Here is a 15,962-nt window from a genome sequence, read left to right on the forward strand (position 1 = left end):
ATAGGGCCTCTGGAAACCGCCGGGAAGCGACTCAAGTCAGGCAGCGGCGGGAGCTTCCTCCGGCAAAAAGAGGATCTCCGTGCGTATGCGGGGCCGAGTCATCATTTCAGCAAGAGAGGGGAGTTGCCCGTCTATGGCGGCTGCGAGTTCTGCCTCCAAAGCAGGCAAGTCGATGCGGATTTTAGAGTTGGCTGTGGGTGCATCGCTGCGGCCCAGTCCATTAAGCTCCTGAAGAAGCTCCCAATCTCGCAGGACGAGGACCTGACCATCTCGCCGTGTCGCTCCTGCAACCAGGCGATTCACTGAGCTTCCCTGACCAGTTACCTCGTCCTCGACGGAGACTACGAGCAGTGGCTCCGACAGCCGAGCCACACGTGCAAGAACGCCTTCGCTCTTCTCGCCGTGTGAGAGTGCGGTGTCGAACAGGCGGTGTCCAACTCCGACCAGACGAGTGGCTCCAAGTCGTCCGAGATTGGCAGACCGGTCGAAGATGAGACCACTGTACCGATCCTGCAAAGCGTAATCGGCTTCCGTCCAATCAGAGGGCGTTTTTACCTCCAATCCATCCTCGCGCTTCATTACTCGCCGTCCGCTTCTCTCGAGCATGAGGCTGAAGAAGCGTTCCAAATCTGGAAGATCGACCTTAGGTAAATTCCTTCCTACCTGCGCAAAATCGAACCGTGCGACATTGCCAAGCATAGCCTTGACACGATCGACGACATCTTCACCGCCAATGGTTGCGGTTTTGCGATCAAACCAGCCTGTTAGCCCATCGGCATCCCGGGTCTGACCGTCAGCGAAGAGCTGTTCGAAGAAGCTCGCGCCAGTCATGCCGACCACTAGTTGGCCAATGTCTTCGCGCTCTTCCATCACCCGGCTCAGTGCCTGCTGGATACGTTCAAGCTTGGCGTTGAGCAGATCCCAGATCCGAGCTTCCACCGTAGCTGGGTTGCGGAGGATGAAGACCTGAACCGGGCGTGTTTGTCCGTAGCGCGAAAGCCGACCAACGCGCTGGTGAAGTCGCATTGGATTCCACGGCATATCTACATGGACCAGAGTGGCGCACCGCTCCTGCAGATCGATGCCTTCGCCGGCCGCTTCCGTTGAGACCAGGAAACGAACGTCGCCTTTGTTGAAAGCTTCGGCGGCGGCCTCTCGCGGCCACGTCTTGGCTCCGACTGTCCCGTCTTCGTGTCGAATTTTGTCGAGGCGCTCATCACCATTGATAAAGGCGCAGGCACCGTGACCGAAACGCGCATGAAGTGCATCAACGACGAGCGCCTGTGTTGCCTTATACTCGGTGAAGAGAAGGACTGGCTCGTTCGGCGGAAGATCACCATCGATCAGATGCACCAGTCGGCGGATTTTCTCTTCCTGCGTGATCGGCGATGCGAGTGCAATTAGCTCATCCAGGCGCTCCACCTCACCTTCCATCAGTTCCGCTAGCACTTCGAAGGGCGTCCGCTCATCACGAGCGGCCTGGTCGTCTAATGTCTCTTCTTCATCAGAACGGGTTGCTAGCGCACGAGCTTCACCGGCCGTTGCTGCCAGCTTTTCGCGCCGTTTGAGCAGGGCACTGCGAATGGCTGCAATGGAACTAGCAGCCAGCTTCTGAAGCGTCACCAGCACGAGCATCCTGGCAGTCTGCGCGCGACCATCTAAGCTCGAGGCGTAAGCGCGGCCATCAACGATAAAATGACTGAGAGTATCGTAAAAGGTGCGCTCGTCTTCACTGAAACTGTACTCGCGGCTTTCCACGGTCACAGGAGTGAAAAGAAGATTTCCTCGAAGGTCAGTCGCAGTTGCCTTGTTGTTTCGGATCATGACTTCGGGCAGTTTCGCTAGCTGCGGCTCAAGGTCTCCGTCTGGCCTAAACTCATCCGGGCGAAGCAAGCTTAGGAGAGATAAAAACCCGAAATCTTTGCCGCGGTGTGGGGTGCCGGTGAAAAGGAGAAGCGAGCTAATCTTGCGCCTCTCCTCCATCGCACGGAGGAGCTGAAATGACAGCGTTTCGCCCATGCGTTCGTCAGCGTTTAGGTGGTGGGCTTCATCAACAACCACAGCATCCCACGGATCGGCCTCGAGGAAGGCGCTTGGCCGTGAACTGTCCGTCACCTCGCCCCGCAGCGTGTGAATTGATGCCACAACCATGTTGGCCGTGTCCCAGAAGTTCATTTGAGGGGTATCGACTGCGCGAGCGTAGGGCTGCAGCCTTATGTCAAACATCTCGCGCAAGCGTTTCTGCCACTGCGGCACAAGCTTTGCCGGAGCGAGAACCAGAAGTCGGCGGACGCGGCCACTAGCAATTAGAGGCATGAGAACCAAGCCTGCCTCGATCGTCTTACCCAGGCCCACATCATCAGCCACGAGCCACCGGAACGGCCAACTCCGATTAACGCGATGGCAGACCCAAAGCTGGTGAGGCAGCAGCTGCACCCTGGAGCGCGAAAACACCCCCCACTGATCGTTCACCGAGCGGATTGCGAGCGCCTGGGCTCGCAGCAGCGTGCCAGTGCTGTCGTCGAGCAAGCCGTTGGAGAGCGCGTGCGATAGCGACGGGGTAACCGTCAGTAGCTCACGAAGAACCGACTCGATGGAGCTCGCAAAGCGAACAATCACCGTCGGACCGGTGTCCACGACCACTCGTCCCTGACCATGCTCCGGGTGAGAAACTGGTGTGTCAGGTAGCAAGGTATCAGTCATCGCTTAGGTCAATCTCGTAAGCCGCACCGGCGTCTAGGAGTATCTCCTCCCGGATCTCCCGATGATCGCTTGTCGTGATCAAATGCAGCGGTAGATCGCCGTCTCCGCCGAAGCGTGCGGGATCATCGCCGATCAGGTCCGCGACCCTCTCGTGGAGCGCGCGCCCTGCATCGACCCCGTGCTCTGACATACCAAGGTCAAGCCTCCGAAAAAGAGTGCGCACGCGACGGGCCGTACTCCAACCGTAAGGCAGCGCACGCGTGGCCTGCGCCTCATCATAGATGCCCTTGCGGGAGAGCTCACGGACCAGCCAATTAGCTCCAATGCCTAGCGAAGGCGCGATGGGCGCTGCCACAATACCCATCTTCGCTGCAACGGCCGACCGGTGAGGTGTAAGAAGTGTCCCCAGACTGATGTCGCCTTCCTTCGCAAGTGCGCGCGGAAGTGTCAGGAACAGCCGCCGGTATTCCGAAAGGTAGCGGCTCACCGTGCAGAGGTCGACAAGACACCGGCGCCAGGGTGCAAAGCTCGGATCTTGCCACGGGTCACTCCATTCCCGAAGCCGATCAATAAAAGGCGTAAGGTCTTCTGTTTGCTGCACAGAGGAAAGGTCGCGCCACCAGCCATCGCGAGTGGCTTTCTCTACGAAGCTACGTGACTGTGCACGCCCCACTCGTCCGATGGTCTGGAAGGTGGCCAAAGCCAGCATCGTGAACCAGGCCTCATCATTTTCTTCAGCGAGCTCCGAAAAGTTGAAGCCTTCAGGGTAAGTCGACCGATCATACGCGAGTGAAAGCTCGTTCCTTTCTTGATTCCACCACTCTGCAATTCGTTCGAGCGCTGCGGCAGCATCTACAGTGCTGAAATAGGGGTTATCGCTGGGCGGAGGTAAGGAAGGACCTTGCCAAGCACCTAGAGCGGCAAGGATCGATTCACGTCCAGGGATGTCATCCAGCTCTTCCCATGTCAGGAGTGCTTCCCCCTGCGGCATCCAGGCTTTCGCTGCGTCTGCCAGCCTACGTATCGAGAGCGCGTCAACGGTTGCCAAGTAGGTCAAGAAGGCCCGAGTGCGCTTCTTATCAGAGCCTGCGGTAGCCACCCAGCGGCGCAAGATATCATCTCTACCGCCGGCCTGTTCGCGTGCAAGCTTGGCTAACTCGAGTGCGGGGCCAGTGTAGAGCCCGGAAAGCTGTCCTGAGGGCGGGGCGAACGCCGCCCGAAGCGCTTCAGCAGGGTCACCGTTTAAAAAGCCAAGAGCTCGGATGGGCTGAAGCGTATCGTCCTGAGCGACAAAAGAGGTTTCTCGCAAGGCACTACGAAGCTCCTGCTGCTCGTTGAACTCAATCCGTTGCAGGCTCTCCGAATGGAGAGCTGACCCTAGTAAACTCGCAATCTCTGGGGTGACGGGGCCGTCGCGCAACATAAGTTGGAGCAGGTCGATAAGCTTGAAGGGTAGTGGCCGGCTCAGGCCGAGCAGTTCAAGTAAGCGTGCTGTCTCTTCGTTCACCATCTTCGGAGCAACTGCCAGGAATGCAGGCCACTCAGAGATAACCGCGAAGAGATCCTGCGAGGCGAGGGCCCCCGTTAAGCGCCACCGTACTTCACCGGCACAAACATTCGTGCCATCGAGGACTGGTACCAAGGGGCGCGCCAGCAGCAGGCAGCCGACACCTCCGCCATCCTTGTGCAAATGCCGCTCGGCGCCACCCGATTGAACATCACGAGCGAAGACTTCGATCAACTTGCGCCAGAACGGCAAACGAGAGTCTTCATCCAGCTTTTCGGCAGCAGCGAAATCCAACCAGTTTGCCTCGACAGTGTCGAACAGCTCGACAAGCCGCTCACCCAACACCACCCCGAGATTGCTGAACAGTTCATCGTGGCCTTCGACTGCTCCAGCGAAGTGCGAGCGCCCTGGATCAACCGGAAAAGGACCGTCCATGACCCAGTCGCCATGTCGGTCTTGACCATCGAGCGGAACGAGATGCCAGAACTGGCGGACTTCGCGAATAGGCTCCGGTCCGGCTCGACCTACCCCGAGGAAAAGGCGGAAATCGCAGAGTTCAATACGCAGTGCGTTCCGTCCTGCGGGACCCGCAAGAGTGATCATTTCGATCCCTGGTGCAAGCAAGCGAGAGGTGCATTCGTGCGTTTCGTTTTCCCCGATTTCGATCCGGTGGATGCGGGGAGCCACAGCGACTAGCCAAGGCGCCGTTGCCTGAAATTCTTGCCAGGCCTTTTCCGCAGATTCTGCGCAGTGCGCGGCAATAGGCAGCTCAATGAGAGTAGGCTTTTCGCCACGTGCACCATGGCGAGAAGCCAGAGTGCGGCCTTCCTTCCACTCCACAGGTATCATGCCGCCCCGGATGCAGGCCGAGATGGAGCCGCTTGCAAGCCGAGGAGAGTCGCTCAGCATGTGGACCGTTTTGAAGCCAAGACCGAAACGTCCAGTCTGACCGTCCCCTTCCTTTGCGGAATGCCCGATCGCGAGCATATTTGACAGGTCGCGGTCATGTTCTCGCCGTAAGCCTTCCTCTGGCGGATGCCCGGGATGATTTATTGGCCGTCCCCAATGCACCACTCGGAGAGTTGAGATACGGCCGTTTTCATCGCGCTCTAGCTCTGCGTGAAAGCGCCCTGCCGAGCCTGCACCTCGCCAGTAACGCAGGGCATCATCCGCATTTTGAAACAATTCAAACAGAACCCGCCCATCAGTGTAGCCAAGTTCTTCAATTTTTTGGCGAACTGAGCGAAGAACCTCTTGGGATCCGACTTCTGACTCTAGGAAGGCCCAGAGGTCCCGCTGTGCTCGGTCTAAGTCCTTTCGCTTGGTATCTTGAAAAGCTCTAAGCGCCGTTCGGGTCGCCTCACTCTTCTTTAGTCCCTGTAAAGCAAAATCAAGCACCCGCCGTAGATCTTCGCATGTTTGCTCAAGGGTAGTCTGATCATGGCGGAAGTAGGAGCCGAGCTGTTCAACAAGTGTGTCGCCGTGAACTACGAATGGCAGCATGAGCGCTGGGGCAAGCTTCCTAACGAATTGTTCGAGGAGAGGCCGGACCTCGCTCTCGTCATTGATGCTTAAGGGGACCAGTGACAGTCTGAACGGATGCATGACCCGCTGTGGGCAGGCACGGTCCTTTTCCAGCGCGTGGCAGTCGATGAGCCAGCTCCGTGGAAGTTCATCAAGTGGGACCCGGATCGAGGCCCCGGCGACCGATAGCACCTCAGCTTGCGCGTCATGATTCACTACTATCTCAAAGCGTAGCTCAGCCAGGCGGTCGGCAATCTCTCCGGGGTTCCGATCTAAGAGCGACTCAAGGCTGATCAAATCATCTCTAATGGCCTCGAAAGTGCGCTGCGCAGGCCACGCCTCAGCAACCTTCGCAACGGCCCCGTCACACCCAAGCATTGCCAATAAGAAGAGAACGGCCTCCTCGGGGCAGTAGCCGCGTAGAGGCTCAAGAACTTCAGACAGGCTGGACTGGCCTCGCGCGGGTGCGTGAAGCTCCCCTAACGTGGCAAGCGGTAGGTGTTCGTCACCGTAAAGGATGCGCTTGTACGTGCTGTTCAATAGGGATCCGCTGGCCACACCCGTGGCGGTGAGCGCAAGTGAGTCGGCCCGTGCAAACGTGCCCTCGACAGAAGGGAGAAGCAGGTCAGGGGAAACGAATTCGCCGACCTTCAGAGTCACACCATGGCGTTCGAATATCGAGAGATGGATCGCGCGGGCTGCCTCGTATGATCCTGAAAGCTCTGCCAATGCTTGTAGTAGATCGCCGACTTGTTCCTTAGCGGGAGCAAGAAGCTTGTTCGCTAGCTCGATTGAAGCTGCGTCATCCTCAGTCGTGCGCAGCGCCGCTGCAAGGAACGGCCAGCCTGAACAGGGCACACCCTGCTTGGCCAGAGCAAGGGTCCGCCAATGACTGATCGAGGCTGCGATTGGACCAACTCCAACCGCACCCGCCTCCTTCGCGAGCTCAGAAGCAAGCTGCAGCGAGACAGCTGTGCTTGGAAACAAGGCTGCATCCCTCAGCTTCGCTAAGACACTCTGAAGTTTTTGCGGCAGTCGCGAGATCGTTGGAAATTCTAGTTTATCGCCAAGGAACGCTGAAAGCGTCTGATCTACTTCTTCATGAAGGTCGAGCACCTCGCCTGGAGAAACTGCGCGTGTCGAAAATGGGATCCACCGAGCTGTACCCAGAGCAGAAACAATGTCCGGTGTGAGGTCAGCTTCTGCGATGCTTGCCACCAGTGCATCAAAATGAATGTGCGGGGTGTCAGTGGCCAACGCCACATTGATCTGATCGATTTCGGACCACGTAGGAACCAACCTCTGTTCAATTGAAAGAGTCTGTGGATCATTCCATGGGTCTAGTAAGAGCGCATGCGCTACCAAGCTTTCTGGCACTGTACCTTTTGGTGCTCGGCGCAATCCATCCGCTACTGAAACACGCGCCCCTGTCGTTGTTCTATGAACAGGAAGTTGGCTCAGCACATCGTCTTTGATTCCGCTGGTCAGAAGCGCAATCGCGGTCGACTGAGAGATCTCCGGTAGACGATGGTCTTTCCTCGCCTCAATCAGCCACTGGCCCAATGTTTGAACATCGACCGATTCGATACCGATCTTGTCCTTCAACGACCTCGTGAGCCGTTCCAACAGGTCAAGAGGAAGCGCGCGCGTGACGGCGCTCCGCTGTGTCAGCAACGAAGTCAGTAGGTCATCAAGAGCGGAGGAGCCTCGATCAAGCGCAACTAGGAAAGCAGTGGAGGGCAGGTCGGCATCTCCCGCACACAGTCGGCGGAGGTCTGACAAGTCTGCTTCATCTCTCAGGAAGTTTGCCAGTTCGCCGCGAGCCTCTGGTAGGCCGTACTCTCGGGCAGCTCGAAGAGGTTTCAGCAAATTACTAATGTGGGAGCTGCTAGCACCAACTGCGTCGCCACCTGACTGCCAGCGAAGTCTATAGGTCGGCGGCTCCAGTACTGCGGATGCGAGCAGATCTTTCCCGCGATTAGGCGAACCATCGAATAGGAAGCCTTGTGCACCGATCTGTTCGGCTTCCTCGAGGGAGAGTACCAAGTCTCGGCGGTCAAGAACCCGTGTAACCGGCACAATGGCCAATTTCGCACCTGTTGGATGCATTGCCAGCTCCCGGAGAGGGGGAGCCAGGCGAAGTATGGCAGTGATCAAGGCGGCAGCCTGATCGGCGGCGACTTTGTCACCCACGAACTTCGCGGCTGCTGAGAGTAGATTTACCGCGAGCTCCGAAGAGAACTTTGAATCTGGTGAAGGCGCCTCCCAGTCGGCTGGAATGGGCAAGATTTCGCCAGTTGCTGCGAGTGCTGCGATGAGCGGCCGGTTGGTTACCGATGCTGGAAGCGGCAGAATGCTGTGCTTTGTGAGGAACGGTAGTAATTTTCGGGCCGCGGTCGCTGGCGCTAACCTGCTCGATCCCAACAGGGCAGTTCGAAGTGCCAGCGCTATTGCGTCCCGCGTAAGTGGTCCAACTTCAACGCTGCTAAGAATTGAACTGATTGTCTCCGCAGTGCGCGCATGCGTGAAGGCGTTTTCACCCGCAAGACTTACGAGTGAAGCAAGCTCCTCATCAGTCCAGCTGCAATCTTCAGCAGCCAATATTGGGCCTGCAGCAAGGAAAGTCTGCCGCTCAGCGCACCAGTCACTGATGCCCGGAAACACTGCCGATAAAAGCTTCCAGGGCGTAGTCGAGCGTATCGGGAGAGGCCGGATGGCTGCAGCCGGGACGATCCTCCAACCAGCGCCACCAACCCCGTTCCAAACATAAGAAAGGGCGTCGGACCTACAAACAGCAGAGCGTTTCTGAGCCCACCAAGATGTTCCTGCCAAAGCCTTGAGGACGGTTTCCCGTTCATCATCACTTCCGAAAGTGGGTAACACGTCTGCAAGGGCTGGTAGAACCTGCGGTAGTGTAGCCTCAGCCTCCAGAGCCGTATTCCAGCGCCCCTCAGCCCCTGCCTCGGATGTTGTCAGAATTTGCGTTCTGGAAGTTGAGACGAAAAAGTAGCCGTGGAGGAGTATGTCGACGTTTCCAGCGGCTGCGGCGATAGGCGCTTCAGCGATCGTGGCTACAGGCAGGTAGACGGTCGAGCGCAGACGAAGCTGTCCTGCTGTGCCAACGGCCGGGGATCGGCAGATTATGACTGCTCCATGCGGCTCAGCCTTCGCCGCAACTCGCTGCTGCCGATAGTTGTGACTAAATGGCCAGTCTTCCGCCGCCTTTTCCCTGAAGGCAACGCCGCCGGGGCACCAGGTCTCCTGTCCAAAGAACCGAACTCCTTGGCTCGCGCTATCTGTCCATGATCCATGGAGCTTACGTGCTGGCCCGCTTTCATCTGGTCCGGAGAGGCGCGATGCGCCCGAGGCGATGGTAACCAGCCTTTTGACGCCTTCGAGACTGACAAACTCGATTATGGCAATTGTGCGTAGGCAACAGAGGGCTGGCGCCAACTCCTCACCACTAATCATATCGGCGAGGGCATGCTCTGGCGTCCACTTCTGTGGGGTCAGCCAGAGTCCATCGGCGGGGCAGAGAGTACTCGTCCGCAACGGGACGACCAGCAACATCCCGCGCCCGTTCAGGCCATTGTCTGCGGCCCATGAAACAAGCTGCTTCTGGTCAGATGCCTGTAGGTGCTTCCATGCATCGGAAGTGCCTGCCGCCTCTGAAATCTCCTCCCATGGATTCATCACCTTGAAAGCGGGGGTGCTGTCGATCCAAGCGAGCGCGACGAACGCATCACACAAATGGAACACGGCCTTTTGACCAAGACCAAAGCGGCCAACAGCGGCGGCGTCACCCCCTTTGCTTCCGCCGCTGGCCTTCTCCATCGCAGCGAAGTGGTCCGCTGTAACAAGGCCATCGTTCGCAATGATAAGTGATGGAGCCCGCAGCAGCGGGTTCGAAGCATTCTGAAAGCCCGCATGAGCGCAGACGAGAAGGCGTTGCGCGCCCGCGTCGTCAGCGTTCTGCAGCAGTTCCTTCAGGACGGGGAAGCCGGACTTATAGCGATCGCGCAGCAGATTCTGCAGATCCTCAACGATGCTCACTGGGGTAGTGCGATAAGCGGTCAAACTTCGATTCCTCTCTCGACCGGGGTCGCATACGCCCGTGACAAAAACAGTCGTGACCGCACTACGGTGGGCCACGCAATCGGAGCGTAAAGGGCGACGCCATAGTCCGCCAGACTGCAGTCGTTACGGCTCTCGTTTTGCCCATTAGGTACTCGACTGCGAACCAAAGGTCCGAGCCCACATAAGAAGCTGCTCGTGAGGCAAGGGCCTCACTGCATATTGATTGGATCCCTTCTGTGGAGGAGGAAACAAGGATCGTTGATGTAGCACCGCGTATTTCTGAGCCGGCTTCGGCAAGCCCCTGTGCAGAGCGGCGAGCTAACGCCTATGGCTGGCCATCCTAACTCATCGACCAAGTTGGCGAAGTCCTCCGCCAGTCACGTCGTAGCGTCGCTTTGCTGATTAGGAACGTGGCGTCGCCGGCGACCAGGAGCAAGCGTTACGCGATGTTGGAACGCATATGTCGGGATGGGGAGTTCGACAAGAAATGGCTGACGACTCCTCTCCGCTGCTGTTCTGCGCAAGAATTCCCGAATGGCCTCACTGCGCTTAGTTCGGCTTCATCGCGGACAAGGTCACGCACACCCGTAAGCAGACGCTCGATGACTCAGATAGCTTACGCCTGGCCTCGACCTTCGCCACATTCAGGCTGAAAAGCTGACATCGCACGTAGCAAAAAGTTGCCAATCTTCTGGTGGGCAGCGGTATTGATTTTTCAGCTGAAAAGGTTGGCTAAGAAGCTCTTGGGTCGGAGTTCAGCGGCGTTCTCCTGGGCGGAAGGGGCTTCGGGTTGGCAGGGATTTGGTCCGACTGCATCGAACATGTCCATCTGTGGTGCTCCACTTTGTCCGCCGGCAAATCGGCGCTGAGCATTTTCCTTCTGCTCCGTTAGGCGTTCCAAGACAGGCCGCTCATGCTTCCGGTCTAGAAACACCCACTCCTTACTCAGTATGGTCCTAATGCGAACGATTGCTGTCACTGGATCAAGGTCGAAATGTTCCTTGCCGATCCGTTTGCGGCTGAGCTTCTCGTGAACCTTCCGCTCGTCTTTGTTCGGGTTGTTAGAGGGAAAAGCTGCAAGGACCGAAAAGTCGCCAGGCACACCTGTTCCGCTGATTTGCTTGGCTCGTGCAAAGACGTTGCGTGATGTCATGCCAACCTTAACACCCTGTACCTTAGGGTTTGACATCACGTAGATCACACCCGCAAAGCGTTTGGCTTTCAGAAGCTGCGATCCACAAGCTTGGCAACTGGCGCTCGCATTTTCGTCTGCAATGATCACCCTGTTTTCCGACCTGCAATTCGCGCAGGTCGTGGTGATCTGGTAAACTTGCATGCTGCTCTCCCGCTCGGGCAAGGAACTAAGCTCCAACCATCTGCTGTGGCAATGGGCGGTAGCTAACAAGTTAACATTTGAGCCTTTTCAGGCAGCTTAGACGGCGAGATCGGAATTCAGTACGCGGTCATGCGGCAGCAATTGCCGCAGTCCGTCCACCGTAACAAAGCTCAGCCGTGTTCGGAACCTCAAAGGGAGCTGTTTCCATGCTCAAGCATCTCTTACGGCTTGGACTTTGCGGAAGAACCCATCACAGGCGTGACCACGGCTCTTGGCCGTGGTGTCGCGCGATGCCTGGCGCACAGGGGACCGGATGTTCTGCGGCTTCTGCCCGCGCCAAACTGTAATGGATGCAGCCCCACCATGCCGAAAGCCAGTCGAGTCAACTTTGGGGTACGAAAAGTTTGAGAGCCACCATGAGAACGAGTTGCATTCTGTTTGCTGCCATCGCCGGGGCCGCGGCTTGCGCCTCAAGCACTGCTCTCGCTGCACCGGGCGATGTCTTCTATGGCACAGCAAGAGCAAAGGACGGAGACTCACTTATAGTCGGCTCGCGTGAGGTGCGCCTGTTCGGTGTCGATGCACCTGAGTTCAATCAGGTCTGCAAACGCGCTGGCACCAATTGGCAGTGCGGAACAGACGCAGCCGAGAAATTGGCTACTCTGGTAACCGGCCGGGAAGTGCGCTGCGTGTCCTCTGGCGAAGATCAGTACGGGCGAACTCTAGCTACGTGCACCGTTGGCCAAGTGGACGTTAATCGCACAATGGTTTCGTCAGGTCTTGCAGTTGCATTCCGACGCTACTCATCTGACTACGTGTCGGCGGAAGAGAGCGCAAAATTGAACCGGCGCGGCTTGTGGTCTGGTGAGTTCCAGATGCCGCAAGCATTTAGAGCAGCCGAGCAGCCGACGCCTCCTTCACGACCACTTGCCGCAAGAACCAACACGAGATCAAAAACGCAGCCGGCTGAAGCACGGCGCGGGAGAAAGACCTGCAACATAAAGGGTAACCGCAATCGTAGAGGTCAGTGGATCTACCACGTACCTGGTATGCCGTACTACGATCAGACCCGCGCAGAGGACATCTTCTGCACTGAAGCGGAAGCTCAGGCGGCCGGTTACAGGCGAGCTATCGTGCGAAGGTGAGCACCTGTACCAACCACAGGCTTGTTGCTTTAAGTCTTCCCGCGCCTCATGGCAGTGAGAGAATGATCTGAATACGATTGGAGACTAACTTGGAACAGAACGATATCAGCAGCACTCCCGTCGAACTTGCAACCGAGCTCACCATTGCTTGGCTTTCTAATCCAAACACTAGGGCTCAGGCAGAAGATATCCCAGCCTTCCTCCGCTCAATGCACGAAGCGGTTGTGAGCCTCGGTGGAGCGCCCGTTGAACAGCCAGAAGCTGAGGCGGCTCCGAAGCACGAGCCGGCTGTCAGTGTTCGGAAGTCTTTGTCCTCTCCCGATCACATAATTTCGCTGATCGATGGCAAGCCGTACAAGACTCTTCGCAGGCACCTGTCCCGCCACGGCATGACGCCTGAGCAGTACAGGGAACGCTATGGTCTCAAGAATGACTACCCGATGGTCGCACCGGCTTACGCCGAGACGCGTCGAGAAATGGCGAAGAAGATCGGATTGGGTCGCAAGGGTGCGAAGAAGGCGGCTTCCGCTGGAACTTCAAACGGCAAAGCATCGCCCGGTCGTCGTAAGAAGCCGGGAACGACACAGGAGACCTAGGCCGCTCAGGTCGTGCTGTCGGTTGCGCCATGGTAGTGGCGCGACGGCGACCTTTCGAACTCCTTGCTCTCGCCAGGTCCGCCCTCGCGCTCTGAGGGCCTCCGAGCGGCCTCGCAGGACAAACGAACTACAGGTGAGCTAATCGGTCAGAACCAAGTCGGCGGACAAGCAGTCGAGACCGTTAGTGCCGCACCGATCGCTGCGGAAATTGGTGGAAAGCGAAACGACCGCTTCGGGATGCGAAAAGGCTGAAGCGGAAGCTCATTCATGCGGACCCGACGTTGGACTCGGGCCTATAACCACTGCTCTCGCGCGTACCCGAGCACGCCGTAAGCGGACGCTTGCTCTCCTTGGCGATCACGGACTGAAGATCGCATGTTGTGAGTGCCCATTGACCAAAGCGGCCGAGCGTTCCAATCTGCACTTGCATTCCGAGAAAGAGCATCCCGCTCTCACCAACCTGCCAGCAACTCGGGCAAGGTGGTCTCCCTCAGATGAGGGGATGCGGCCGAGAGGGCAACTATGCGAGTTTCGACTGTGAGCACGACTATTGATCCTAGGCTGAGCCTGCCTTTGTTTCATCCCAAGTACCCGAGTGCGGCTATACCGCCTGCAACAAACTGGCATGATGGGTGCTCTAAATTCCTGAGTGTTTGGCGGCTGAGCGACAACCGTGTCTCAATCGCATTTGATTCGACCAACGCCGATCTGGATTGGTGGGCCTCGAGCTTGGCGAAAATTGTGAATGCCCTCGCGGACAGGTACCAAGAGCATCACGCCGACAGAGACGCTGTGACAACTCGCATCTTGGACGCTTGGCGCTTGAACCCGCTAGACCTTCGAAAAGATCGAGACATCCAGGTAGCGTCGCGAAGTGAATGGGACTCCGATGTTCACGCCAAAGAGGTTTTGGCGGCTTGGGCCTCTAAGACCCAAACGGGGGCGTTGAGCGGTGATCTTCACTGGGCCAATCCCGGCGCGTGGGGGAGAGTTCTCGCGAGAGTTGTTAGCGAGTTGGCGAACGCCATGGCATCGGAAGGTCAAGAAGCCTCTGCGATTATCGGGCACATTCGTTGCGCTACTGAGAAGCGTCTGTGTTTGTGAGTGTGCTCAACGCCAAGGCGCAAGCTGTTCATGCCGAGCGGTTGTCCACGGTCCTGCCGCAAGGAGGCGGTGCTACCTGGCAAAATCTAGGAAACAGATATGACGACGTATCGACACACCATCACACTCGACGATGGGCAGCGCATTGCACTCGAAGCGGCTCTCCATATCATGATCAAACACTGTGATGATCAGATGCTGGAAGGACCGAAAGCCCCATTTTGGGCTCATCGAAAGAGCTGCCGAGAGATCATGTCGAAGCTCTTGGGGTCCACACCCGCGATCACAAGTACAAGCTATTTTAGCTGATAAATAAAGCTACTTCGTTCCGCTATTCGGGGTAAGCCAATCGAAGGGACAGGGAATGGACATCCTGTGCGATGCCAGTGGAAGAACCTTGGAGACGTTGCGCCCAATGCAACCGCTCGACTGGCAGACGGTGGCGTGCGGCTCTTGGCGAGAAGACACCTCTCACAATGGTCACGTTGAGTATCGGATTGCCCAAAGTGCAGTTGACCAGTGGATGCTTGAAAGCGTGGAGAGAAATGCGGATCTAGATGGTGTTACCGAGGAGGACGTAGAAGCGGGCAAGCTGAACGATGACCAGATCCAAGCAATTTGGGGGATGACCCTTGAAGAAGCACAGGCTCAGGAATATCGCCGCATTGTTGCTATCTGCAACGAAGTTCCGGCGCACATCGCTACCGATGATCTAATCAGGCAAGTCTTCGACCAACTCGCAAAATCTGGTGGAAAGTTGATCACAGAACCGGGTGATTGTTGGCCCTCTGAATGAACATCGAGATTGGTGGTACGCCGCAAGGTGCTGATCAGCCGTTGATCCACGACCTGGTCAATTACGATGGACAGCCACATAGCTCAACGGGCGTCCGGTGCTCTCGGGCAAGGGCCGGGCCGGCATTAAACAGGCACTTGCCGACGTTTGAGCTGATCGACACGAGGCGCCTCCTCTTGGTGCGAAGCAGAAGGGCCGCTTTAGGGTGAGCTGAGGCCGATAGCAGACGCTTGTTCATGCGGGGTCGACGCGTCGGCTCAGCGCCCGTCTCGCACGTTCGGCGCTGTCGGCTCGTCACCCGTGAGCGGATACCTGGGTCCTCTTGGGACTCGACAGATCCCTCAGCCTTGCGGACAGTGGCCGAGCGGAGGAAGAAGGCCGTGCTCCAAGACATACTTTTCAAGGCGTGCACGGTCGTACCCCGTTCCTCCAGTGTACCGGCCAGCGCCCAGGCGAACCACGGGTGAAGGCTGCATTGCTTCCAGGCGTCGCTCAATCTCATGCCTGAACGGCTCCAACGTCTCCTCTCGGGCAGCCTTTTTGCGCGCGGTCTCCGCCTCTGCATTAGCTTCGATCAGCGCTGGCGCTTTCTCATACTGCCGCGCTAGCTCGGGGTTGAAGGGCGCCAAGCACGCGGTGACCTCATGATGCGCGGAGTTATCGTCGATAGACGCAATGGATAGTGCAGACTGAACAGCTTCGTAGAGATCGATGCCAGTTCGAATCCTTCTAGCAACGCGTTGGCTCGTGGGAGGGCCGTCATTGCCGGAGGTGCGGACGCTCAGGCTCATCCCGTCGTGCTTCGTAACTGTGAGCACCAGACAGGTCTTCCACTCAGAGCCAGCAATGTTGTTGTCCCAGCGATTGTAGATGGTCTTCTGCATTCTGCCGTATCCAAATTGCCGCCGAGCGCCCCTCCTACGCATCTCTGGCACGCTTATCTGGGGCGGTAATTATCGAAATCGCACGTCCCTTAATCGAATCGAAGTCGGTCGGCCGTCAACTACCGTGCGGTTGTCTGGGCCAGCGCGGCTTTCGCGTCGGGCGCCATTTGTTGACGCCTTCAGGCTGGCAAGGGCTCGCCTGGCTGCCGTTGGTGGTTAGCAGAAGGGCTGCTTTGGGGCGCCGCACGCGAATAGCTGACGTTGGTTCATGCGGATCAGACTTGGAGTCG

7 protein-coding genes and 1 riboswitch are annotated in these 15,962 nt (G+C 57.5%); of the genes, 3 read left to right on the top strand and 4 right to left on the bottom strand.

Translation table 11 applies throughout. The annotated features are described in order from the left end of the window. Positions 1-36: 36 nt before the first annotated feature. From GGQ97_RS07915 to GGQ97_RS07925, 3 genes are all read right to left on the bottom strand, one after another. Positions 37-2,703, bottom strand: coding sequence for a DEAD/DEAH box helicase (locus tag GGQ97_RS07915; protein WP_168068544.1), 2,667 nt, complete (start codon positions 2,701-2,703; stop codon positions 37-39). Then, a complete protein-coding gene (locus GGQ97_RS07920; protein ID WP_168068546.1) occupies positions 2,696-9,811 on the bottom strand; it encodes a sacsin N-terminal ATP-binding-like domain-containing protein in 7,116 nt (2,371 codons plus the stop codon). The genes GGQ97_RS07915 and GGQ97_RS07920 overlap by 8 nt, the downstream gene beginning before the upstream one ends. Positions 9,812-10,526: 715 nt before the next feature. After that, positions 10,527-11,147: a GIY-YIG nuclease family protein gene (locus GGQ97_RS07925; protein WP_168068547.1), complete on the bottom strand. Its 621-nt coding sequence runs from the start codon at positions 11,145-11,147 to the stop codon at positions 10,527-10,529. 416 nt (positions 11,148-11,563) lie between these two features. Between GGQ97_RS07925 and GGQ97_RS14720 the strand changes: the two genes are divergently transcribed. The 3 genes from GGQ97_RS14720 (at position 11,564) to GGQ97_RS07940 (ending at position 14,788) form a co-directional block, all read left to right on the top strand. After that, a complete protein-coding gene (locus tag GGQ97_RS14720; RefSeq protein WP_425338733.1) occupies positions 11,564-12,292 on the top strand; it encodes a thermonuclease family protein in 729 nt (242 codons plus the stop codon). A gap of 89 nt (positions 12,293-12,381) precedes the next feature. Then, positions 12,382-12,888 carry a Ros/MucR family transcriptional regulator gene (locus tag GGQ97_RS07935; protein ID WP_168068551.1) on the top strand — a complete coding sequence of 169 codons (507 nt, stop codon included), beginning with the start codon at positions 12,382-12,384 and terminating at the stop codon, positions 12,886-12,888. A gap of 421 nt (positions 12,889-13,309) precedes the next feature. Continuing rightward, a riboswitch (SAM-I-IV-variant riboswitch) is annotated at positions 13,310-13,422 on the top strand. 934 nt (positions 13,423-14,356) lie between these two features. Then, a complete protein-coding gene (locus GGQ97_RS07940; RefSeq protein WP_168068552.1) occupies positions 14,357-14,788 on the top strand; it encodes a hypothetical protein in 432 nt (143 codons plus the stop codon). Positions 14,789-15,129: 341 nt separating this feature from the next. Here the strand turns inward: GGQ97_RS07940 and GGQ97_RS07945 are convergent, their stop codons facing one another. Further along, on the bottom strand, positions 15,130-15,672 hold the full coding sequence (locus tag GGQ97_RS07945; protein ID WP_168068554.1) for a hypothetical protein: 543 nt from the start codon (positions 15,670-15,672) through the stop codon (positions 15,130-15,132). Positions 15,673-15,962: the final 290 nt, after the last annotated feature.

The sequence above is a fragment of the Sphingomonas kaistensis genome (assembly GCF_011927725.1).
Lineage (GTDB): Bacteria > Pseudomonadota > Alphaproteobacteria > Sphingomonadales > Sphingomonadaceae > Sphingomicrobium > Sphingomicrobium kaistense.

Coding starts and splice junctions, on each gene's coding strand:
- GGQ97_RS07915 (WP_168068544.1), bottom strand. CDS start 2,703: ATGACTGATACCTTGCTACCTGACACACCAGTTTCTCACCCGGAGCAT.
- GGQ97_RS07925 (WP_168068547.1), bottom strand. CDS start 11,147: ATGCAAGTTTACCAGATCACCACGACCTGCGCGAATTGCAGGTCGGAA.
- GGQ97_RS14720 (WP_425338733.1), top strand. CDS start 11,564: ATGAGAACGAGTTGCATTCTGTTTGCTGCCATCGCCGGGGCCGCGGCT.
- GGQ97_RS07940 (WP_168068552.1), top strand. CDS start 14,357: ATGGACATCCTGTGCGATGCCAGTGGAAGAACCTTGGAGACGTTGCGC.
- GGQ97_RS07945 (WP_168068554.1), bottom strand. CDS start 15,672: ATGCAGAAGACCATCTACAATCGCTGGGACAACAACATTGCTGGCTCT.